Source organism: Kurthia sp. ISK08 (genome assembly GCF_046159805.1).
Classification (GTDB): domain Bacteria; phylum Bacillota; class Bacilli; order Bacillales_A; family Planococcaceae; genus Kurthia; species Kurthia gibsonii.
Window position 1 is genome coordinate 311,988 of record NZ_JBJXHL010000003.1, and the last position, 22,124, is coordinate 334,111.

General features: G+C 36.4%; 22 protein-coding genes. 17 read left to right on the plus strand and 5 right to left on the minus strand.

The features are described 5' to 3' along the window. Nucleotides 1-7: 7 nt before the first annotated feature. Both ACKVQX_RS08165 and ACKVQX_RS08170 read right to left on the minus strand, forming a co-directional pair. Nucleotides 8-3,313 carry a S8 family serine peptidase gene (locus ACKVQX_RS08165; RefSeq protein ID WP_368634097.1) on the minus strand — a complete coding sequence of 1,102 codons (3,306 nt, stop codon included), beginning with the start codon at nt 3,311-3,313 and terminating at the stop codon, nt 8-10. A 219-nt stretch (nt 3,314-3,532) separates the two neighbouring features. Then, nucleotides 3,533-4,327 carry an SMI1/KNR4 family protein gene (locus tag ACKVQX_RS08170; RefSeq protein WP_368634098.1) on the minus strand — a complete coding sequence of 265 codons (795 nt, stop codon included), beginning with the start codon at nt 4,325-4,327 and terminating at the stop codon, nt 3,533-3,535. A 123-nt stretch (nt 4,328-4,450) separates the two neighbouring features. Between ACKVQX_RS08170 and ACKVQX_RS08175 the strand changes: the two genes are divergently transcribed. The 5 genes from ACKVQX_RS08175 (at nt 4,451) to ACKVQX_RS08195 (ending at nt 8,619) form a co-directional block, all read left to right on the plus strand. Beyond that, entirely contained in the window at nt 4,451-4,660 is a 210-nt protein-coding gene (locus ACKVQX_RS08175; protein ID WP_068453508.1) for a hypothetical protein, read from the plus strand. A 119-nt stretch (nt 4,661-4,779) separates the two neighbouring features. Next, nucleotides 4,780-5,091, plus strand: coding sequence for a hypothetical protein (locus ACKVQX_RS08180; protein ID WP_338838997.1), 312 nt, complete (start codon nt 4,780-4,782; stop codon nt 5,089-5,091). A 136-nt stretch (nt 5,092-5,227) separates the two neighbouring features. Further along, nucleotides 5,228-6,040, plus strand: coding sequence for a YitT family protein (locus tag ACKVQX_RS08185; RefSeq protein ID WP_068457380.1), 813 nt, complete (start codon nt 5,228-5,230; stop codon nt 6,038-6,040). Between the two features lie 276 nt (nt 6,041-6,316). Then, nucleotides 6,317-7,600: a diguanylate cyclase gene (locus ACKVQX_RS08190; RefSeq protein ID WP_409136191.1), complete on the plus strand. Its 1,284-nt coding sequence runs from the start codon at nt 6,317-6,319 to the stop codon at nt 7,598-7,600. Between the two features lie 26 nt (nt 7,601-7,626). Next, entirely contained in the window at nt 7,627-8,619 is a 993-nt protein-coding gene (locus ACKVQX_RS08195; protein WP_325943129.1) for an EAL domain-containing protein, read from the plus strand. A 55-nt stretch (nt 8,620-8,674) separates the two neighbouring features. On the opposite strand, the gene ACKVQX_RS08200 is transcribed toward ACKVQX_RS08195, so the two are convergent. Continuing rightward, complete coding sequence (locus ACKVQX_RS08200) at nt 8,675-9,079, minus strand: organic hydroperoxide resistance protein (protein ID WP_068453500.1); 405 nt, start codon at nt 9,077-9,079, stop codon at nt 8,675-8,677. A 116-nt stretch (nt 9,080-9,195) separates the two neighbouring features. On the opposite strand from ACKVQX_RS08200, the gene ACKVQX_RS08205 reads away from it, so the two are divergent. Together ACKVQX_RS08205 and ACKVQX_RS08210 are read left to right on the plus strand one after the other, a co-directional pair. Next, complete coding sequence (locus ACKVQX_RS08205; RefSeq protein ID WP_068453498.1) at nt 9,196-9,624, plus strand: MarR family winged helix-turn-helix transcriptional regulator; 429 nt, start codon at nt 9,196-9,198, stop codon at nt 9,622-9,624. A gap of 183 nt (nt 9,625-9,807) precedes the next feature. Then, nucleotides 9,808-10,998 carry a GTP-binding protein gene (locus tag ACKVQX_RS08210; protein WP_068453496.1) on the plus strand — a complete coding sequence of 397 codons (1,191 nt, stop codon included), beginning with the start codon at nt 9,808-9,810 and terminating at the stop codon, nt 10,996-10,998. 49 nt (nt 10,999-11,047) lie between these two features. Here ACKVQX_RS08210 and ACKVQX_RS08215 read toward each other — a convergent pair whose 3' ends face one another. After that, on the minus strand, nt 11,048-11,458 hold the full coding sequence (locus ACKVQX_RS08215; RefSeq protein ID WP_068453494.1) for a MarR family winged helix-turn-helix transcriptional regulator: 411 nt from the start codon (nt 11,456-11,458) through the stop codon (nt 11,048-11,050). Between the two features lie 117 nt (nt 11,459-11,575). On the opposite strand from ACKVQX_RS08215, the gene ACKVQX_RS08220 reads away from it, so the two are divergent. The 5 genes from ACKVQX_RS08220 to ACKVQX_RS08240 all read left to right on the plus strand — a co-directional run bounded on the left by ACKVQX_RS08220 (nt 11,576) and on the right by ACKVQX_RS08240 (nt 15,478). Then, nucleotides 11,576-12,571, plus strand: a complete 996-nt coding sequence (locus ACKVQX_RS08220) for a YhdH/YhfP family quinone oxidoreductase (RefSeq protein ID WP_368634102.1) — start codon at nt 11,576-11,578, stop codon at nt 12,569-12,571. A gap of 74 nt (nt 12,572-12,645) precedes the next feature. Continuing rightward, nucleotides 12,646-13,128 (plus strand): hypothetical protein, encoded by a 483-nt coding sequence (locus ACKVQX_RS08225; protein ID WP_087680716.1) that lies wholly within the window; start codon nt 12,646-12,648, stop codon nt 13,126-13,128. 118 nt (nt 13,129-13,246) lie between these two features. Further along, entirely contained in the window at nt 13,247-13,534 is a 288-nt protein-coding gene (locus tag ACKVQX_RS08230) for a hypothetical protein (protein WP_087680717.1), read from the plus strand. A 207-nt stretch (nt 13,535-13,741) separates the two neighbouring features. Further along, nucleotides 13,742-14,230, plus strand: a complete 489-nt coding sequence (locus tag ACKVQX_RS08235; RefSeq protein WP_068453486.1) for a sigma-70 family RNA polymerase sigma factor — start codon at nt 13,742-13,744, stop codon at nt 14,228-14,230. 3 nt (nt 14,231-14,233) lie between these two features. Further along, nucleotides 14,234-15,478, plus strand: a complete 1,245-nt coding sequence (locus ACKVQX_RS08240; protein WP_409136192.1) for a DUF4179 domain-containing protein — start codon at nt 14,234-14,236, stop codon at nt 15,476-15,478. A 54-nt stretch (nt 15,479-15,532) separates the two neighbouring features. On the opposite strand, the gene ACKVQX_RS08245 is transcribed toward ACKVQX_RS08240, so the two are convergent. Next, entirely contained in the window at nt 15,533-16,294 is a 762-nt protein-coding gene (locus tag ACKVQX_RS08245; RefSeq protein ID WP_121177314.1) for a DeoR/GlpR family DNA-binding transcription regulator, read from the minus strand. Between the two features lie 152 nt (nt 16,295-16,446). Here ACKVQX_RS08245 and ACKVQX_RS08250 point away from each other — a divergent pair, with 152 nt between their 5' ends. From ACKVQX_RS08250 to phnX, 5 genes are read left to right on the plus strand one after another with little or no spacing between them, the layout of a single operon-like run. Further along, nucleotides 16,447-17,199, plus strand: a complete 753-nt coding sequence (locus ACKVQX_RS08250) for an ABC transporter ATP-binding protein (protein WP_121177312.1) — start codon at nt 16,447-16,449, stop codon at nt 17,197-17,199. Continuing rightward, nucleotides 17,192-18,814, plus strand: coding sequence for an ABC transporter permease subunit (locus ACKVQX_RS08255; RefSeq protein ID WP_285216361.1), 1,623 nt, complete (start codon nt 17,192-17,194; stop codon nt 18,812-18,814). The genes ACKVQX_RS08250 and ACKVQX_RS08255 overlap by 8 nt, the downstream gene beginning before the upstream one ends. Beyond that, complete coding sequence (locus ACKVQX_RS08260) at nt 18,814-19,791, plus strand: extracellular solute-binding protein (RefSeq protein WP_409136193.1); 978 nt, start codon at nt 18,814-18,816, stop codon at nt 19,789-19,791. Before ACKVQX_RS08255 ends, ACKVQX_RS08260 begins: the two co-directional genes overlap by 1 nt. A gap of 18 nt (nt 19,792-19,809) precedes the next feature. Beyond that, nucleotides 19,810-20,892, plus strand: coding sequence for a 2-aminoethylphosphonate--pyruvate transaminase (phnW, locus tag ACKVQX_RS08265; protein ID WP_409136194.1), 1,083 nt, complete (start codon nt 19,810-19,812; stop codon nt 20,890-20,892). Then, nucleotides 20,889-21,686, plus strand: coding sequence for a phosphonoacetaldehyde hydrolase (phnX, locus tag ACKVQX_RS08270; protein ID WP_121177304.1), 798 nt, complete (start codon nt 20,889-20,891; stop codon nt 21,684-21,686). Before phnW ends, phnX begins: the two co-directional genes overlap by 4 nt. The last annotated feature ends 438 nt before the right edge of the window (nt 21,687-22,124 follow it).

Genomic DNA, 22,124 nt, shown 5'->3' on the forward strand with positions numbered 1-22,124 from the left:
TTACTTCTTATTTTTTGACCGTTAGTGTATAAGGTTGAATCGACGCGCGTTTTAAGCGGTCTGTTACTTTGAAATAGTACGTTCCTTTTGATGCGTTCAATGTCAGTTTTTCGGCATCGCCGTCACCGTAAAGATCCATTTTGGATAGGCGTTTACCATCTTTATAGACTTCTAATACACCGTCTAGGCTTGTTGGCACATCAAGTGTTACCGTTAATTTGCCTTTTTTCGTTGCTTTATAGACGAACCAATCGGCATCACCGTTTGTAAAGCCCGCATTCATGTAAGCAGAAGCTGAAACAGTAGAAGTTGATTTTTTCTTGAAAGCAATTGGTTTCGAAGGCTTATTATTTTTAACGACACTTTTTGCATCTTCATCGACTGAAGGAGCTGCTTGAATCGCTAATTCATATGGACGAGCAGAGAACATAAATGCTTCAAATGCCGTTGGCTGAACTGCGACAAAGTAATGTTCACCTTTTTTCATTTCGACACCAGAATGTAAAGATAAATCATTTTGCATATCTTCTAAATAAATAGAAGATTCCATTTCATTGGCATCTAAACGTTTATTATGATTCTTGTCGAGTACTAATCGAACTGTTGAAATATAACGATTGTGCAATAATGTAGGCAATGTTTGTAAATCATTCTTTGTTAAATTTTTTAACTGATAATCTACACTATAAATACCTGTTTTTGGTGCTTCATAGTAGTAAAAATCTACATCATTAAATGTTGAAACATTGGCAATTAATTTACCTGATTTCGGGAATGATGCAGCTTGTTCAGGCTGGTTATTTGCTTCAAATGAATCAGCCACCTTCGTTTTGATTGTTTCCGCTTTTAATGTATAGCCATCAAATGGAATGGTTTGGTCATAATTTGCGTCAACACGTAGGACATATTCTGTATTCGCTTTTAAGCCCATCATCATGAAAGAACCATCCGCAGCATAGTCACTCGTATTATCATAAATGTCTTCTAAATACACCATTTCTTGACCATCTACTGTTTCCGTCATCGCTTCAGCTAATACTACGTTCGGTAAATTACGCATATTTTTCGTTTGAATGTGTAGTTTATAAATACCGTCCGCATTCGTTTTAAAATGATACGCATCGTAGTCGCTCGAACCTTGTAAATGACCCGTTACCTCTTTTGATAAATCAAACGGACGACCTAATGCCTTGATCTGTTCTACTTCATTTTCAAAATTTAGTTCTTCTTCTCCAACATACGGAAGTTGATCTTCATCTGCTGGCATCGCTTTTGTCGCAAATGTTACTTCGTAAGGGAATAGAGCACTCTCTGGCTTCATTTCAAAATTTGGTTCTTGACCAGACATCATCATTTGAAGCAATTGTTCAAAAGTAATCTCAGCATCAGCTGTATTTTTAAGAACAATATAGTAATCCTCTCCAGCTTTTGTCGCAAATGATAGTGTATTCTCCGTATTTGCTTTTAAACTATTGCCTTGTACAATCGGTGATACTTCTTCTGTTGCATCCTCAGGAGGATTAAACCCTTGTTTGTCATATACAATCACGCTCGTCGTTACATTTGGAATATTTGACAGTGTAAGCGATACAAGTTCATCTTTTGTAGCTTTAAAATGGAAGACATCTTCATCCACCTCACCAAGTGGTTGGAAATATTGATTATCAATTGTTGTGTTTAAGTCTGTTAATTCAGCCACTTGCTCGCGACTTGATTCATCTTCAGGGAACATGCCTGTTTGTATATCAAGTGCATATGGTGATTGACTAATGCGACCATTCACGTCGCTCACACCTACAGTCATAACCCCGTCAAATGGTGCTTCGATATATTTAGATTCTACTTCGTTTTCACGGGCGCTGTTATAAACTGCTTTTTGAGAAGATTCATCACCATAAAAACGAACGTCTAGTTGTAAATCAGCTAACTTATCACCTTTTACTGTTAGTTGAATAGGTTGACCTTTCGTAACGTTGACACGAACCCATTGCTGCTCGTATCGCTGTTTCAGTGATTTTGTAACGGTTTTGTTAAATGTTGCATCTTCCGCACTATGTTTAATTTCCTCATCATTCCACTGTTTTGTTGTTTGAACAGGAATATTTTTCGGATTGAACTGCATCGCTTTTACGGGATTTACAAGCCCAAATCCATACTTTGCATCAAAACCCTTTTCACCTAAGTCAGTCGCTGTATGTTCTAAAATATATTCTACTTGATCAGGTGTTAAGTTTGGATTTTTCGATAAAATCAGTGATGCAATGCCTGCTACAACAGGAGAAGCCATCGACGTACCGCTCATTTTTTCAAATGAAGCACCACGTTTTTGATAACTTGTCGAATAAATATCTTCACCAGGTGCTACAATATCTGTCGATACACCGTAAGAAGAGAAGTCACTTAACTTTTTCGTATTACCAACAGAGCCAACACTAATAACATGTTTATAACTAGCAGGGTATTGCTTTTGATCTGTGCCTGTATTACCTGCTGCTGCGATGACTGTAACTCCTTTTTCGTGTGCATACGCAATCGCTTCATCCATTACAGGAGAAGGGGAAGCAGAACCAAGACTCATATTGATAACTTTTGCACCATCTTTTGTCGCTTGAATTATCGCTTTTGAGATGATGTAATCGTACGCACCGTCTGAACCATTGAACACATCATATCCTAAAATTTGTGCGTTCGGATTCAGACCATATCCGCCAATACCATTATTTTTTACTGCGCCAATAATGCCCGCGACATGTGTGCCATGTGAACCTTTTTCTGCTACATGTAAAGGATTAACTGTATTCTTTGTTGCCACAATATTTTTTTGTAAATCAGGGTGTGTAGCATCGACACCTTCATCAATGACTGCAACTTTGATTTTATTTTTCCCTTGTAACTTTTGAGCTGCAGGAGATTGCAGTAGCTTATGTAAAGCTTGTTTTGTTGCTTTTGGATCGACATTACCTAATTTTTTATAAATTGGACTTAGTGATATACGTTCAACTTGTTTCATTTTTGCTAATTTTGGGATTGCAGCTTTCCATGCTTTTTCAGACTTGAACGACAGTACCGTATACTGAATTGCTGAAATACGTTCTTGTTTCGTTGCATTTAACTGTTTTAATTCGCGTGCTGTAAATTCTTTTGTCGAGCGAATAATCAATTTATTTTTTTCGTATGCTGAATCATCAGATGTTGTTTGAACCATGTGTGTTAGATTCTGTTGTTTTTGTACAGCTTGTGTAGAGCTAAGAGGTGTTGCGAATAGTAGCGCACCTAAACTTAGTGCGGCAATCGGACGTAAATGCTTTTTCAAATAACCACTCCTTTATAATAAAATACATGGACATCATACCATATTTTGAAATAATCTTGTAATATTTGTAATAAAAAATTCGATAATCATTTTAAATTAATTATAAATATACCTCTCTAGTCTATATATAAAATAATAAAAACCGTTTATAAAAATAAATGCACATTTAAAGAATAAATAATCCTGTATAATTCTCGAATCATACAGGATTTTATATATTTAAAATACTAGCATCTCAGGTTTCATCAGTTTAGCTTGTAACTGCTTTCCAAGCTTTCTTGTATAGGGATCATGGAAGGCCTGTAACAAGTTGATTGCTTCTTGAAGTGAAGTTAAAGGCCAGCGCTCATGTGGATGAAGTTTTATTTGTTGAAGAAGGCCAGCACCAATATACCATGCAAGCTGTGTATCTTGCTTTCTCTTTAATGTATAAATAGCCAATTGACTATACCATTCAAAGTCATTTGCTTCATAGGAGAATTGTTCGAAACAAGCGGCAATATGTGTTGTTGATTTTCCTTTTTTTACATAGCGTTCAAATTGACGAGATGTATAAATGAAATCATTTGTCTCTTCCATGTACGCTGTATCTAACTTCTTTATAAATGATCTAAAGTGGCGTGCGACTTTTATGACTTCTTTCGTATGACGGTGAATGAAAACAATAGGTGGGTTACCTTTTCTATGCACTGTATAATCAAAAGCAATAAAAATATGATGACTACATGCAAATACGATATAGCGTTCATCGATGTCTAGCTGTGTGGTAATCTGTTTTGATTCAATAACTCCTTCGTGTATAGAAAGAGGCAGAAATACATCGATCTCAATCGAATCTTCACGTAATTTACGAGAAGAAAAGGTAGAATAGGCTAATGAGCCCCCGTTGTGCATCATCATCAGTTTTTTATAACTATTTGGTAATTCAATTGAGAAAAACGATTCAATAAATTCAATCGTTTGAGAAGTTACAGATTCAAAAGTTTGTTCTTCATCAAAAATATAGGCATACATAATCTAGCCTCCTTTTTATATTTTGATTGTATCGAATGATTTTGAAGTTAATATGAAAAAAATGTAAAATTTATGTTTGATTTGCGTTGTAAATGTTAATACAATAGAGTAAGGAGGTTGTTCATGAGCTTTTTAAAAATCAATACAATTGTCGGTTCATCTGTAGACCATGTTGCATCACTTACAGATAATGAAGAAACAACTTCATCTTTTTTGAATTTACTTCAAATCAAGCAACAAGATATATGGCTTTTTTCAGTAGCTGCTATGGGACTTATTGTATTAGCAATTGTAATCTTAGTCGTGATGAAGCGTACAAATAAAAATCAATAACATTCGCTTATACATAGACTACGAATGTCAATCGGGCATGAATCTTTTAAAAGGTTCGTGCTTTTTTTATAAAAAGGAGATAAAAAAACGAGTACATAAAAGGAAAGGATGGATGTTTTATGTGTCACAATACGACATCATTTTATATACAGCCAAATGGAAAACCAGCATTTTTACTATGCGCAAAGTGTAATGAGAGTATGCCAATTGAAATATTGCAACTTACACCTGAATTACAACAAAAATGGCTCTTTTGGAAAAGAGATCATGAAAATTGGCTTGATTCTAAAACAGGAACCATGATACATGGAGGAGAACATCTCGAAAAACAGTATCATCAGAGAGGACAAGAATTGACAAAAGAGTTGAATCAAGCAGCGAATGGCCGCTATACATTAGAATTTAAGCAATCTTATAAATACATGGATTAATTTAGACCCTTACCAAGACTTAATTTATGTGATTTTCAGAAAAAACTATTAAATAATAAAACGAGTTTTGTTGTTTATAATAGATGGAAAGGGAATCAACATAAAGGGATGTAAGGGGAAAAGAAACATGAAAAATATGAAAAACATATGTATGATTATCATTGGTTCATCACTTGTCGGTTTTGCGTACAACTGGCTACTTATTCCACATCATATTTTAAGTAGTGGTCTAAGTGGTATCGCCATTATGCTTGGATTATTATATCCAATTGATACAGGGGTATTGAACTTAATTTTAAATTTACCATTACTCGTACTTGGTGTATGGAAATTAGGTAAACGATTTATTGGTTATACGATTCTTTCAGTGGTCGTTGTATCCGCTAGTCTATATATTATTCCACAAATGGAATTAACACATGAACCATTACTCGCTGCTTTATTCGGTGGGATTATAACGGGTGTCGGAATCGGAATTGTGTTCCGCGCATCAGGTTCATCTGGTGGTTTCGATATTTTAGCGATGTTGCTTGCGAAAAAGACAGATTTTCCAATCGGCGCTTTACTATCGGCTATGAACGCTGTGATTGTCATTGCTTCAGGCTTTATTTTCGGCTGGGACGCAGCCTTAATGACATTAGTAACGATTTATGCAACAGGTAAAGTTATCGACACAATTCATACGAACCATGTAAAATTAACATTAACGATTATTACAGCAAAAGGCGAAGAGATGAAGCAAATGCTGCTTCAAAACTTATATCGCGGCGTAACTATTTCAGATGGTGTAGGCGCATATTCGGGCGAACACCGTAAAGTTTTAATGACGGTTATTACAAAATATCAATTAGCCGAGTTAAAAGATTTAATCCAACAAACGGATCAACATGCATTTGTAAATATTACAGAAACAACAGAAGTTGTGGGGATGTTCCATAAAGGTTCTTAACTTCAAAGAAAAAATCGTGCAATTGCGCGGTTTTTTCTTTTTCTCAAATTATGTAATGCAACTACAACGAATTCTATAGTAAAAATTGTTTTCTATTTATTTCTTATGACTTTCAGTACAATAAGAATATTCCGAATGTAGTCGAATCGTTCTACTTTTCATTTTTATCGAAAAAATTGTAAAATGAAGAAAGAAATACAAAAAAAGATTTTCGTTGTATTGTTTTTCTACTAGATAATTAGAGAGGCTTAGAATTCAATCGGAAGGAAGTATATCATGGTAGATATGAGTCAAGCTATTTTAGATTCACTAACGGATCAAGTAGCACTTATTGATCATAAAGGAACTATACTTTTTGTGAATAAAGCATGGATTCGTTTTTCAGATGAGAACTTTCAAGATGTATGCAGTAATTATATAGGACTGAATTATTTACACGTGTGTCAAGAGAACGTAAAAGCAGGTATTGTGAGCGTACTCGAAGGTAAATGTTCTATTTATACGTTTGAGTATCCATGTCATAGTCAGAAACATTTGAGGTGGTTTTTATTAAGAGTAACACCACTCGTAGTAGAGGGAGGAGAATTATGTGGTGCGGTAATCTCGCATATTAATATAACGGATCGTAAATTAGCGGAATTATCACTTACACGTAAAGAAGAACATTATCGACTCATAACAGAACATTCAACTGATTTTATTTCGCTACATACACGTGATGGATGTTTTACATTTGCATCACCAATCTGTAAGAATATATTGGGGTATGAAATAGAAGAACTACTAGATCATTCAATTTATATTTTTTTGCATCCAGAAGACCAAGCAGAATTACAAGGATTTTTAAAAGTAGCACAGTTTCAAACTGAGATCCAAACAATCACATACCGTATTTATCGTAAGGATGGTTCATATGTTTGGTTTGAAACAAAGTTAAAGTGTCTATTCACAACAGAATATCAACGAGATGAATTTATCTTTATTTCACGTGATATTACAGAACAAAAAAATAAGATGTTGGAACTCCAAGCTGAAACAAAAGCACTTAAACAAAAAATATATACGGATGAATTAACAGGTGTCTATAATCGTCGCTTGCTTAATTTAATTGTTGAAAAACATATACAAGAATTTCAGTTACATCACCAACCATTTTCACTTCTTATGCTGGATATCGACTATTTTAAACAGTTTAATGATACATATGGGCATGTTGCAGGTGATCGCTGTTTAAGACGTGTAGCAATGAGTATCAAAAATGATTTAGGTCATCAAGATTTTATTTTTCGAGTTGGTGGTGAGGAATTTTGTGTGTTACTACCAAATACAACAGAGCAAGAAGCAGCAGTGATTGCTAATCGCATTCGCCAAACAGTTGAAAGTCTAAATATTCCACATACCTTATCACAAGTATCACCCTATATCACAGTTAGTTTAGGTATTTATACACTCATGCAACACGAACAACAACTAACGATTGGGGCATTACTTGAACGAGCGGATCGTGCGTTATATAAAGCAAAGGAAAACGGTCGTAATCAAACAAGAATTTATTCGTAAAATAAAAGGAAAAAGGGGAATATGATATGCCTTGCAGAAGTTGTTTAGTTTTAGAGTTAGAATTTGAAATTCAATTGATGAGTAAAGAAAACCAAACAGTCATACCATCCATTCAACAGTTTTTTAAACGTCGTCAATTAGAACTAACAGTAGAAAAAAATAGTCTCTATATGAATGAGCAAGGAGCAAAAGAGTTTTTAGACTTTAGTACAGGACATATGGATTTAGCAGAGATGCAATTCCGAGTAGAAAATCAAGATTGGAAACCGATGACGGAGTTAGAAAGTATTTTAGAAACAAAATGGTTGGATGAGGTCATTCGTGAAAAACGTATAATCAGTTATTCCCAACCGATTGTTACGCGCGATAAAGAAATTTATGCATATGAGGTGTTATCACGTTTTACACGTGAAGATGGCTCGATGATTTATCCGAATGAAATCTTTTCAGCTGCACGTGCACGAGGTCGTCTTTATGCATTAGATCGTCTATGTCGTATGACAGCAGTTAGTTATTCAGCAATTCTTCAAAAGAAAACGTTTATCAACTTTATTCCAACATCTATTTATTCACCTGAATTTTGTTTAAAATCAACGATTCATCGAGCAAATCAACTAAACATTAATCCAAGTCAATTCGTTTTTGAAGTAGTTGAAACAGAACAAGTGGACGATGTGGAACATTTGAAGAATATTTTAAATTATTATAATGAGCGTGGTTTTAAATACGCACTAGATGATGTAGGGGAAGGATTTAGTACGATGGAGATGCTTGATCAAATTCAACCACATTATATGAAACTAGACATTAAATATGTACAAGGCGTTAGCGAAAATGAAGAGAAACAACAAATCGCGCGTGCCTTTTTAGAAAAAGCCATGGAGATTGGTGCTACCCCACTCGCTGAAGGAATAGAGAGTGAAGAAGATTTTGAATGGTTAAAAGCATGTGGTTATGAATTGTTTCAAGGCTACCTATTTGGAAAACCTAGCGTAGAACCATTACGAAAAGTAAGTTAAACAGCCAAAAGGCTTCGACATGATAAATGATGTCGAAGCCTTTTGTTTAGTATTTTTATACTGCTTTAATTTCAACATCAATATTGCCAGCTGTTGCTTTTGAGTAAGGGCATACTTGATGTGTCATATGCAGTAGTTCAAGTGCTTCCTCACGTGATACGTCATCAATATGACCAACAATCTCCACTGCTAAAATAAAATCAGCAGCTGCTTTTTCAAATAGACGAACCGTTACGCTAATCGTTGATTTTCCTTTAATGCCTTTTTGACGCTTCACTAAGTCAAGTGCGCTATTGAAGCAAGCGCTATAGCCTGCCGCAAATAACTGCTCTGGATTTGTTGCGTCTGCTACATTAGAACCTGGAGGCGCGATTTTCACTTGGAATGAACGGTCATCTGCTACAGATTCTCCATTACGTCCGCCTGTATTCACCATTTTTGTTGTGTAAATTTCTTTCATTATAAAACACACCTTTCAATTAAGTTTTGAACAATTTAATTGTACACAATTAAATTGCGTTTGACAAGTATAATGATTCTTTTTAAAATAGAGAAGATATGAACGGAGGATTGACCATGACGACATTAGATGATCAATTGTGTTTTCTACTCTATGTTTCTTCAAAAGAAGTCATTAAAGAATATACATCACGATTAAAAGCATACGACCTAACCTATACAGGTTACATCACATTACTTGCTATACCCCTAGATGAGTCCATCTCAATCAAAGATTTAGGAAAAAAGTTATTTTTAGATTCAGGCACATTAACGCCACTAATGAAAAAATTAGAAGCACAAGGATATGTGAGTCGTGAGCGCTCACAAGAAGACGAGCGTGTACTATGCGTGACACTTACTGCTGCAGGACTTCAATTAAGAGAGCAACTACAATGCGTATCTGAAGATGTATTTGCTGCTTCTGGTATGGATGTGACACAAGCTCAATCACTTCATACAATCTTACAACAATTTGTACATGCGCTTGAACAACGTCCGAAATAGAGGAAAAGAGGTATTTCATTACGGTGAGATATCTCTTTTTTTATGAAAGTATTAAAAAATGGTTTGACATGTAAAAAGAAGCAGTGTAATATTTTAAATCGTAATCATTACTATTTGTGATGAAAAAATTTTTACGGTTTTATAAAGCGTAATCATTACGTTTTAAGAAAAGGAGCTATTAAGATGAAAAAGATTCCCGTTACAGTATTAAGTGGCTATTTAGGGGCTGGCAAAACAACATTATTAAATCATGTATTACAAAATGAACAAGGTATGCGTATTGCAGTCATTGTGAATGATATGAGTGAGATTAATATCGATGCATCACTTGTATCGCATGAGAGTGGTTTATCTCGAACAGATGAAAAGTTTGTTGAGTTATCGAATGGTTGTATTTGCTGCACATTAAGAGAGGACTTGTTAATTGAGGTAGAGCGACTTGTTCAAAAAGGCAATATTGATTATATATTGATTGAATCAACAGGAATTAGCGAGCCAATACCTGTAGCACAAACTTTTACATATATTGATGAGGAATTGGGGATTGATTTAGCCAAATATTGTACATTAGATACGATGGTGACTGTTGTCGATGTCTATCGTTTTTGGACCGATTTTCAATCAGGTGAAACATTGCGTGAACGTCATGAAGGAAATGATGAGCAAGATGACCGCGATGTAGCTGACTTACTGATTGATCAAATTGAGTTTTGTGATGTGCTCATTTTAAACAAAACGGACTTAATTACAGCTGAGCAATTAGAACAACTAGAGCGTGTATTACGTGTCATTCAACCCGAAGCTAAAATCATTCATAGTTCATATGGGCGCGTTGCACCAGCTGATATTTTGCATACAGAACGATTTGACTTTGAAAAAGCAGCGGCTTCGGCAGGTTGGCTACAGGAGTTGAATACGCCACATCATACACCTGAAACAGAGGAATACGGTATAGGCTCCTTCGTCTATCGACGTAAAAGACCGTTTCACCCTGTTCGTTTCCAGCAATTTGTAGAAGATATGCCGTTATCTATTGTACGTGCCAAAGGTTTTGTATGGTGTGCTAAACCGAACCATATCGCCTTACTATTTTCACAAGCAGGTGCATCTGTTCAACTATCGCCACTTAGTTATTGGATTGGTTCTTTATCTAAGGAAGAACAAGAAGCTTATTTACAAGAAGAACCTGAGCTGCGTGAAGAATGGGATGACCAATATGGAGATCGCCAAACACAACTCGTACTCATCGGTATCCAATTAGAAAAAGAGGAGATTATACAAGCGCTGGATACATGCTTATTAACTGAAGACGAAATGACAAGTGACTGGGAGAGAATCGAACAACCAGAAGGCTGGCTACAGTTAGAAGTCTAATTGGTCATAAAAAATAGAAACCACACAGCAACGTGGTTTCTATTTCTATTTATTGAATCAATTTTTGTAATGTCGCAATCAGCTTTTCTGCTTCATCTGCTTCTAATTTATTAAGGAAGTGGTGATTCATCTTCTGAATAACTTGTTCTACATCCGGTTGTAATGCTTTTGCTTTCTCTGTAGCTGTCACTAAAATCGTTCGACGGTTACTAGGGTCAACCTGTCTTTCAATTAACTGTTGCTTTTGCATTTTATCTAAAACTGTTGAGATGGAGGAAGCTTTTAAATGAAGAAAACTTCCAATTTCTTTTGGTGTTAGCTCACCATGTGTCCATAACGTATTTAAAATACCATACTGTGTCGGTGTTAATTCATAAGGTGTTAATTCGTCTGCTAAATGTTGATGGACTTGATGTTGTGAGACACTTAATAAAAAATTTAAACATTGATGTAATTCCAATTGGAAAACCTCATTTCTTCTATGTATTCGAAATTATTGAACAAATAACTAAAATATGTTACCTTTCTATTATAGAACATTTCTATAATAGAACTATTTGAAAATAGGAAGGTGTGTATGAAGATGGAACAATTTCAAGCGATGGTTGTACGTGAAGTCGATGGAGAAGTGAACTATGCAATTGAACACATTACAAAAGACATGTTATCAGACGGTGAAGTACTAATTCAAGTTGCGTACTCATCTATTAATTATAAAGATAGTTTGGCTGTAAAAACAAGAGGTGGGGTCATTCGAAATTACCCGATGATTCCTGGGATTGATTTGAGTGGTGTGATTGTCGAAACAACTGTACCACATCTTCAAGTAGGACAAGAAGTTCTCGTAACAGGTTATACAATGGGTATGTCGCATACAGGTGGCTTTGCAGAATATGCGCAAGTGCCAGCTGAATGGATTGTACCACTCCCACAAAACGTATCTTTACGTGATGCTATGGTGATTGGTACAGCAGGTTTCACAGCTGGATTATCAGTAGATGCACTTGAAAAAGACGGCATGAAAGCAGAACATCAACCGTCGATTCTCGTAACAGGTGCTTCAGGTGGTGTAGGTAGTATTGCCATTCAATTATTAAAAGCAACAGGTTATGAAAATGTCTCTGCACTGATTCGTAAAGACTACCAACGTGATGTTGTAACAGCACTTGGTGCAGATCATGTTGTGACACTAGAAGAATTCGAAGCAACAAAAGGAAAAGTTCTCGAAAAAGAAACATATGATTATGTGATTGATACAGTAGGTGGCGAAATTGCTGCACAGTGCATCGCAAAACTACGCTACGGTGGCAGTATGACGATGTGTGGCAATGCAGGCGGTATCGGACTGACAACAACGGTTCTACCATTCATCTTACGCGGTGTTCGTTTACTCGGCATTGATTCTGTACAAATGCCACATGATGCGCGTTTACCGATTTGGCATCGCTTTTCAAATGAATGGTCAATTATGTCACAAGCGCATGTAGAAGAAATTACGCTACATGAAGCGAAGGAAACTTTACAAGCACTGCAAGAAGGACGACATCTTGGACGCACCATTATTCGCATGTAAAAATTTACAAAGCATTCATAGTAGCTTAAAGCTTCTTTTCTATACTTAGTTTAGAAAAGAAGGAGGCTACTCGTGTGAATAATCTACAATCCATTACATTAGATCACATCACATTTTTCCCGCCCGTTGTTCAGCGCCAAGCAGAACAACTCTTATTGAAAATGAATGCATCGGTTGAAGCTGCGATTTGGCATGAAGTATCGCTTGGTTATGCAACGATTCATGTACCAGAAATCATTTATAATGAACGATTACCACAAAAGTATATAGAAATGTGTGGGCATATTGAAAAACAGCAATACTATTGTCTGTTTAGTCGTCATTTTCAATGGAAAGTGCGAATTGATGCGCTAAGACAGTTACAAAAAATGGATGCACTATATGATTGGACCATTCCTTTTTTAATGTTAGGAACAGCAGACTACAGTATGGAAGTGCAACAATTGAGTCGACAATTATTATCGACATTTGATGCGAGAGAAATCGAGCGAATCAGTTATCACAATGTCTCTTTCTTACATGCTATCAAGACATTAGCGATGCAAAAACCTTATTAAAAAAAGGTTTGAAAGAGAAAAAAGAAGTGATATAGAGAAAAAATAATGTATTTTATGTAAAAATACGTTTTCATATGTTATACTTTTCCAAGAGGGATGTGGAAAAGGGGTTTTCTATATGAGTAATGATTCCATGTATTTAGTGATGATTGTGGTATTGGTATTATCTTTACTGGCATTAATTGCGAAGCGTAAACAAAAGGGGTTAAGTGGATTAAAGTCGATGATTACACCGATTTTTAGTTATTTAATCGGGATTGTCATTTTAATTTCATTTTATACGCATACATTTGGTCCGTGGACGTTCTATGCAAGTGTCGTATTATTTTTAGGCGCACTATTCGGGCTAAAGTATATGAAAGAAGCAATGGTTGAAGCTGCAGAGAAAAATACAGTATCAAAATAATAAAAAATCCGTAGCGCATGATGGGCGTTACGGGTTTTTTATGTGTGGTCATGTAGAGATGTCACAGCAAAACCTCCTTTTAAATATCTGAAAATTCAATCGTAGTAACATCTAATTCCCTATACCCTGAATAGTCCCTTTTAATAAAAGGAAAAAAAGTTGAACGAAATACGAACATGAACAGTCTAATAGAAAAGGAGGGGTGAAATGGACGTTAAACTCATTCAACAAGCAATCAAAGGAAATCAAGATGCTTGTGTTTTATTATTACAACACCATCAGGATGTACTTTATCGTATTGCCTATAGTTATTTACGAAATGAACCCGATACACTCGATGCCATACAAGAAGTGACGATTCGTTGTTTAACCCGCATACATACATTGAAAGAACCGACCTATTTTAAAACGTGGCTTATTCGAATCTTGCTCAATGTGTGTGCTGATTTAAACAGAAAAAAACAGAGAACATTGCCTGTTTTACAAGAAAAAGGCTATGAGGAAGAAGTGCATATTGATTTATATCGTGCATTAGATGAATTAGAAGTGGAGCAGCGTGAACTGATTTATTTAAAATATTTCGAGGACTATCAAAATAAACAAATTGCAGAACAACTGCAATTACCAGAAGGTACAGTTAAATCGAGGTTACATACAATTTTAAAAAAGATGCGCAAGCGATTAGGAGGTGTCTAGAAATTGAAAAAACGATATGTCTTTAAAAAATTAGATGAGATTGCTGTCCCAAAAGACCAAGTGAATAAACAGATTGAACAAGGAAAAAAACAATATCAAAAACAGCAAAAACGAAGAAAGCGAATGAAGTGGAGTGGCGGCGTAGCCGTTGTAGTCCTCCTTTTTCTAGCCCTCATTCGTTTTAATCCCAGTGTGGCAGATGCACTATCGAAAATCCCTGTATTCGCAGGTTTTGTTGAATTGATTAAACACGATGAAAGCTTGCGCACAGCACTCGAACATGAATATGTCGAAAAGATTGATTATACCATCACTAAAAAAGATGTAAAGGTGACGATTCAGCAAATTAGTTTTGATGGTGCGAAAATGGTCATTAGCTATCGACTGACAAACCCTAACAAACATCTCATTAACCAGTGGGTCGATACTGCAATTGACGAAGAAGAATATACAAGTGAATCTTCTATGTCACCAACAGTAGAAAAACCATCTCCTGTCAAAAGATTAGATGGTGTCATTCAATTATACGGTGCAGAATTAAAACGAGATTTTACACTTGATTTAACAGTGGAGATTGACGGAAAAGACGAAAAGTTCCGTTTCCCTATTCATCTAACAAAAAAGCTATTGGAGCCGAAAATACTCGCAAAACAACAAATGATAGAACTGGATGGACAGAAGATGGAGTTGCTTCAAGTGAGTCGTTATCCACTCACAACACTCGTAACTATAAGAGCAGCTGCTTCCAATACGAAAAACATTCTAATGATTGAAGAAATGGTGCTATATGACGGGAAGAAAAAAGTCGCAACATTACATGAAGGATTGCGTTCGACGGGCAGTTTACAAGACAAAGAAGGCAGCACGTACTATTTACAAGGTGATTACTTTAAATCGTTGAAAGAACCGCGACTGGTGCTTTCATCTATTCAAGCACTTGAAAAGGGCGAAGAAAAACTCATCGTGAATTTAAAGAAAAAACAAGTCATTAAAAAGCCAAATAATACACTTGTTACGTATGTATTGAAAGAAGATGAGTTACGCATCATTCCCAAAAACGAGCAACATATACCGCAAATTCAGTTATATGATGCAAACGGAAAAGAAGTAGATGATACTTCTTACCGAGAAAATGGGGTGAATATTATTCCTGTGAATCCAAAAAAATATAAGCAACCACTAACAGGAGATTTTGTCATGTACCCTGCTTATTTAAAAGGAGAAGTACAAGTACCGCTAAAAGAATAGTTCATTTATGCAAATAAAAGAAGTCATCGCTTCATTGTGATGACTTCTTTTTTTTTAGGTAGCACGATGTAAAGAAACTCCTGCATCTACATATGTTTCATAAGTAGCGTCTTCTAATTGCTCGTCTGTAATAATCGTATCAAAAGCACTAAGCGGTGCGATATGAACGAATACATCACGCTCAAATTTGGAATGATCAACCATTAAATACGTGTGCGTCGCAATCTCAATCATCTTTTTACGTGTAGTCGCTTCTTCTAAACTATAATCGGAAACACCTTTTTCTAGTGAGACACCACTCGCACAGATGAACGCTTTATGAATCGTTAATTGGTCGAAGTTAAATAGAAAATCATAGGTCGTAATGGACTGTTCAGATCGTCTTAACTTACCACCAATTAAAAGCACCTCAATTTCTGTATGCATGAGTGCCATAACAATCGGCAGTGAATTCGTGACAACCGTCAGTCGCTGAACATCTTGTAATAGATGTGCTAATTGTAGTGTTGTCGAACCACTATCTAAGTAGATGCAATCACCTTCTTGAATGAGACTACGACAATAGGTCGCAATTTGCTTTTTCTCTGGTAGTGCATGATGGAGGCGCTGCTCAATCAATGACTCACCAAGTGGTTCTTCTTTTAATTTAATCCCACCATATACTTTTTCGATAGCACCTTCTTCTACTAATACCGCAATATCTCGACGTAGTGTCTCCATTGAAACACCAAGACGCTCCGCAAGAATCGGTAACTTCATCATCTTCTCTTGTTGTAGCATATCTAAAATCGTTGCCCGTCTTTTCATTGGGAACATGGTCAACTTCACCTCATTTCTATCTTTATTATAAACGATATAGTCAACACTTTGTAATTAGTTATTCAACATTTACTCAACATTTACAAAAATCTTCTTTTTCATTTACATTTACTCCCTATAATAAAAGTAAGAAACGGGAGGTGGACGATTTGCTACAGTTACAACATGTCAGCAAACGCTATAAAAATCAAACGATACTGGAAGAAATTAATGTAACGATTCAAAAAGGGGAGATCGTTTCCTTATTAGGACCTAGTGGAAGCGGCAAAACCACCATTTTAAATATGATTCTTGGATTAACAGATGTATCTTCAGGTCAAATCTTTTTTGACGGGGAAGATGTAACACATACACCAATGAAAAAACGCGGCTTTAATATTGTATTCCAAGACTATGCACTTTTTCCGCATTTGAATGCCTATGACAATATCGTCTACGGATTGAAAAATAAAAAAGACAAAATTTCAAAAGAAGAAATTCAGCGCTATATCGAGTTTTTAGACTTAACACCACATTTAAAAAAGAAAGTCCATGAATTATCAGGTGGTCAAAAACAACGTGTATCCATCGCACGCACACTCATCATGCAGCCGAAAATTCTCTTAATGGATGAGCCACTTAGTGCGCTTGACGGTGTTATGAAAGAGTCGATTAAAGAACGCATTCAACAAATCGCAAAAGAATTCAATTTAACGACAATCATTGTCACACATGATCCAGAAGAAGCACTGACGATGTCGGACCAAGTCATTATTGTCAATGACGGCAAGATTGCACAGTGCGGGACACCAGAAGATATTATTCAGCGCCCAAGTAACCCTTTTGTGAAAGACTTCATTTTGAAGCAGCTACATGTAAAACGCCAAAATATTTATCGCTTATTCGGTGAAGCCTATGTTTAATACGACGAAGTGGTTGAATGTTACGTCGATTCCGCTCATTGCTTTTTTCTTCGTCTTTCTCTGTCTACCTGTTGGCTTCATCGGTTTTCAATCGTTGCAAACAGATGCAGGTTTCTCGATTTCGGGTTATGTAGAAGCACTGCAAAATACAGCACTCATGACCGCACTATGGAACAGTACAAAAGTTTCGACACTCGTTGCGCTGAGTACGACGATTTTAGCTTTCATTCTTAGTTATACCGTAGCGATGACGCGGATTCAAGGTTCCATGAAGCAGTTCATTCAGTATAGCGTGATTTTCCCGATGTTTTTACCAACAATCACATATGGTTTTGTACTCATCTATGCATTCGGTAATCAAGGAATTTTCTCGAAGTTATTCGGTGGTGAGCCACTGTTTACGATTTATGGATTTAACGGTCTACTTCTTGGCGGCATCTTATATACGTTACCACCCGCCTTTATTATTATGCAAAATGGTTTTCAGTATGTGGACCGAAAATATTTACTCGTTGCAGACCTTATGGGTGACCGTCCAATGCGAAAAGCCTATCATACGATTTTGCGTCCGATGTCGGGTTCCATTGCAGGTGCTTTCGTTTTAAGTTTTATTTTAAGTTTTACGGACTTTGGAATTCCTGCTTCAATTGGCGGTTCATATGAAGTGATTGCGACGACACTCTATCAAACGATGCTCGGAGCGATTCCAAACTTCCAACAAGGTGCGATTGTTTCGGTCTTTATGTTACTACCAGCAGTGTTCGGTGTGCTCTTATTACAAGCAGTCGATAAACTGAATTTTCATCAGACGAATCCTTCTGGAACGGAACTTGCACCGCATCGCATGCGCGATACAACATTTGGCATGATGGCACTAAGCATCTCAATCATCATTCTTGCGATTTTCATCGTGATGTTTATTGTGCCTTTTTCAAAAGCCTATCCTTTTGATCTAACATTTACACTTGATTTCGTTCGTCAGTTTTTATCGATGAGTGAATTAATCCAAGTATATGGTAACTCAGTATTCGTCGCACTCTGTACAGCAGCAATTGGTGTCATCTTTACTTTTGTGACAGCCTTAGTACGAGCGAGAACCGATTTAAAAGGGCGGAAGTCATTCGATTTCTTTGCGATGATGACAAATACCGTACCTGGCATGGTACTCGGTCTAGGTTATTTACTTCTATTTAATGATAGCACGTTAAAAGGGACATTTTTGATTATCATTCTTTGCAACTTTGTCCATTTTTATACAACACCTTATTTAATGGCGAAAAATGCACTACAACGCATGGATGCCAATTGGGAGGTGATTGCGTCCCTTTTACAAGATTCTTGGCTCAAAACGGTATTCCGTATTATTTTACCCAATATGAAATCAACGATCATTGAAATGTTTAGTTACTTCTTTATTCAAGCGATGGTAACGGTGAGTGGTGTCATCTTCCTTGTCTCTACAGAAACACTCATTGTATCTGCAAAAATTAAAGAATTACAGCATTTTAATCAGTTCAACGAAATTTTCTTATTATCTATTTTTATTTTCTTAACGAATATTATCGTAAAAATTGCGTGTGAATGGTACTTAAAAAAAGAAAAGAAGGTGCAATGATGAAAAAGATGAAATGGTTTTTAGTCGTATGTATGCTCGTAGTATTCATGGTGGGATGTAGTGGGAAGGCAGCACAATCAGATCAAGTGATTGTCTATTCGAATGCAGATGAAGAAGCAATTGCAGAGATGAAAAAAGCATTGGATACGAATGGTCTAAAAGGACAATACATCATTCAAGCCATCGGTACATTGGAACTTGGTGGCAAGATGATTGCAGAAGGTAACAAGATGGAAGCAGATGTTGTGACAATGGCTTCGTACTTTATTGATACAGCACAACAAAAGCATGATTTATTCGTACCAATTGAAGCAAAGCAAGAAACACTAATTGAAAAACCAGCATATGCGAATCCAATCTTAGGGAATATGGGTGCAATCTTCGTTAATACAGAATTATTAAAGTCGAAAAACTTACCTATGCCAACATCGATTAAAGACTTAACAAAACCGATGTATAAAAATCTTGTAGCCATTCCAAATATCATGGATTCTTCAACAGGTTGGTTACTTGTGCAAGCAATCTTAGGTGCATATGGTGAAAAAGAAGGACAACAAGTGTTAAAAGATCTAATTACGAATGTAGGTCCACATCTTGAGAGTTCAGGCTCAGGTCCCATTAAGAAAGTGTTAACAGGTGAAGTGGCTGTAGGATTTGGTTTACGTGCTCAAGCTGTAAAAGCAAAGGCAGAAGGAAAACCAATTCAATATATTGATCCAACAGAAGGTAACTACGCATTAACAGAATCAGTAGCAGTTGTCCGTAAAGGTGGTGAGAAAGAGAAGAAAGCCGAAAAGGTAGCAAATGTTATTACAGAACATGCACGTGCAGGACTTTTAACATTATATCCTGTGGCGTTATATAAAGGCGAAACAGTGGATGCGACACATGAAGCGAAATATGCAAAACAGTGGGATGCGCCATTAACAGTGGAACTACTTGAACAACATCAACAATTCTTTAAAAATGCACAATAACGGAGGAATCGAATAACGATGAAATTACTAACACCAGGTCCATTAACAACGACACGTACAGTACGTGAACAAATGCTGGAAGATCGCTGTACATGGGATACAGACTACAAAGAAACAACGCAGTGGATTCGTAAAGAATTACTTGCACTTGCGCATGCATCTGAAGAAAACTATACAGCGATTTTAATGCAAGGAAGTGGAAGTTTTGTTGTTGAGTCAGTTTTAACATCGACAATTCGTCCAGAAGATCGACTACTAATTATAACGAATGGCGCATACGGTGAACGCATTGTTCAAATGGCAAAAACGATTGGTTTACAATACGATGTCTATGCAGTTCCTTACGATGAACAGCCACAAATTGTGTTATTAGAGGATTACTTGATGAAAGGAAGCTATACGCATGTAGCAGTCGTACACTGTGAAACGACGACAGGTATTCTAAATCCTGTTGAAGCGATTGGAGAAGTTGTACATCAATACGGTGCGATATTCATTGTAGATGCGATGAGTAGTTTCGGCGGTGTTCCATTACACATACAAGAAGCACAGATTGATTACTTAATTAGTAGTGCCAACAAGTGTATTCAAGGTGTGCCAGGGTTTGGCTTTGTCCTAGCGAAAAAAGAACATTTTTTAACGACAAAAGGTATTTCACGTAGTGTATCGCTAGATTTATATGATCAATGGGCAACGATGGATGTTGACGGGAAGTGGCGCTTTACTTCGCCAACACATGTTGTCGCAGCGTTTGCACAAGCGATTCACGAATTACATGAAGAAGGTGGCGTGACAGCACGTTACGAACGTTACCGCTTAAATAATCAGATGATTCGTACTCAGCTACAAGAAGTGGGCATTCATGCATATATTGATGAAGCCATTCAATCACCGATTATTACAACATATCTTTTCCCGAATGAAGCATTCTCTTTTGAAGATTTTTACGAGGCGATGAAGGAAGCTGGATTTATCTTATATCCAGGTAAACTAACGGAAGTAGATACATTCCGAATTGGCAATATTGGCGATGTACACGCACAGGATTTCCGCGTGCTATGTGAAGCAATTAAAACATATATGGGGGTACAAGTAGGATGAATAAACAAATAGAAGCTGTTATTTTTGACTGGGCTGGCACAACAGTTGATTTCGGGTGCTTTGCGCCTGTACAAGTATTCGTGCAAATCTTTGAACAAGCAGGTGTACCTGTAACGATTGAAGAAGCACGTAAACCGATGGGGATGTTGAAGATTGACCATATTCGTACCATGTTAGAAATGCCAAGAATCTCGGCAGCTTTCGAAGAAGTACATGGTCGTCCTTTTACAGAAGAAGACGTTCAAACACTTTACGGACAGTTTGAAGAAGCATTAATGAAAACACTCGCAAAATATACAGATCCCATCGCAGGTGTATGCGAAACTGTTCAGACTTTACGTGAACAAGGAATCAAGATTGGTTCTACCACAGGTTACACACGCGAGATGATGGAAGTCGTGACACGTGAAGCGAAGAAAAAAGGCTATGCACCGGACTTTCTTGCTACAGCAGACGACACGAATCAATTCGGACGACCTTATCCATATATGCTGTTTCGAAATATAGAAGCACTTCAAATTCAATCAACAAAATCTGTTATAAAAGTGGGTGATACGACTTCTGATATGCAAGAAGCGAAAAATGCAGGTGTTCTTGCGATTGGTGTTATTGTCGGTAGTTCGGAAATGGGTTATACAGAAGCAGAATACGCTGCTTTACCAGAAGATGAAAAACGCAAATTAATTGAAGCAACACGCAAAAAGTTTGAAGCGAGTGGCGCAGATTATACAATTGAAACGATGCCAGACTTATTACCTTTACTAGAGCAGATTACACAACCTGTAATGATGTAAACAAAAAACAACCGCGCTTTGCTCGGTTGTTTTTTGTTGATAATTTCCATTTTTCTGATTATTTAAAGTATAATGATAGTAAAAATATTATCTGAAGGAGTATTTGAATTGTCATATGTAAAAATGTTTTTTGTTTATGTAATGGTTTCAGTTATTTTATCTTATTTCGTCTTTAATAATCCGCTTGTATATTCTATTATCTATTCGTTTTTAGGATTTGTTATCTTCATAATCATCTTCATGATATTCCAAAAAATGAATAAAAGAGTGATTAAATAAAAATCGATGTATCTCGCGGAATTAGTGCGTAATATAAGATGTATAGGATATTTTATTGACTGCATGTGCAGCTGTAATAAAATCATTTGAAAGATACTATGGGCTAGCCTATGCGGCTTGTAGTATCTTTTTTGTTTGCGTAATAAAATCATGCTATTA

Bases quoted from the DNA above. Each gene is read 5' to 3' on its own strand.
- ACKVQX_RS08210 (WP_068453496.1), top strand. From the start codon at position 9,808: ATGAAAAAGATTCCCGTTACAGTATTAAGTGGCTATTTAGGGGCTGGC.
- ACKVQX_RS08235 (WP_068453486.1), top strand. From the start codon at position 13,742: ATGGACGTTAAACTCATTCAACAAGCAATCAAAGGAAATCAAGATGCT.
- ACKVQX_RS08230 (WP_087680717.1), top strand. From the start codon at position 13,247: ATGAGTAATGATTCCATGTATTTAGTGATGATTGTGGTATTGGTATTA.
- ACKVQX_RS08220 (WP_368634102.1), top strand. From the start codon at position 11,576: ATGAAGATGGAACAATTTCAAGCGATGGTTGTACGTGAAGTCGATGGA.
- ACKVQX_RS08190 (WP_409136191.1), top strand. From the start codon at position 6,317: ATGGTAGATATGAGTCAAGCTATTTTAGATTCACTAACGGATCAAGTA.
- ACKVQX_RS08195 (WP_325943129.1), top strand. From the start codon at position 7,627: ATGCCTTGCAGAAGTTGTTTAGTTTTAGAGTTAGAATTTGAAATTCAA.
- ACKVQX_RS08180 (WP_338838997.1), top strand. From the start codon at position 4,780: ATGTGTCACAATACGACATCATTTTATATACAGCCAAATGGAAAACCA.
- ACKVQX_RS08205 (WP_068453498.1), top strand. From the start codon at position 9,196: ATGACGACATTAGATGATCAATTGTGTTTTCTACTCTATGTTTCTTCA.
- phnW (WP_409136194.1), top strand. From the start codon at position 19,810: ATGAAATTACTAACACCAGGTCCATTAACAACGACACGTACAGTACGT.
- ACKVQX_RS08260 (WP_409136193.1), top strand. From the start codon at position 18,814: ATGAAAAAGATGAAATGGTTTTTAGTCGTATGTATGCTCGTAGTATTC.
- ACKVQX_RS08245 (WP_121177314.1), bottom strand. From the start codon at position 16,294: ATGTTCCCAATGAAAAGACGGGCAACGATTTTAGATATGCTACAACAA.
- ACKVQX_RS08170 (WP_368634098.1), bottom strand. From the start codon at position 4,327: ATGTATGCCTATATTTTTGATGAAGAACAAACTTTTGAATCTGTAACT.
- phnX (WP_121177304.1), top strand. From the start codon at position 20,889: ATGAATAAACAAATAGAAGCTGTTATTTTTGACTGGGCTGGCACAACA.
- ACKVQX_RS08185 (WP_068457380.1), top strand. From the start codon at position 5,228: ATGAAAAACATATGTATGATTATCATTGGTTCATCACTTGTCGGTTTT.
- ACKVQX_RS08175 (WP_068453508.1), top strand. From the start codon at position 4,451: ATGAGCTTTTTAAAAATCAATACAATTGTCGGTTCATCTGTAGACCAT.
- ACKVQX_RS08200 (WP_068453500.1), bottom strand. From the start codon at position 9,079: ATGAAAGAAATTTACACAACAAAAATGGTGAATACAGGCGGACGTAAT.
- ACKVQX_RS08255 (WP_285216361.1), top strand. From the start codon at position 17,192: ATGTTTAATACGACGAAGTGGTTGAATGTTACGTCGATTCCGCTCATT.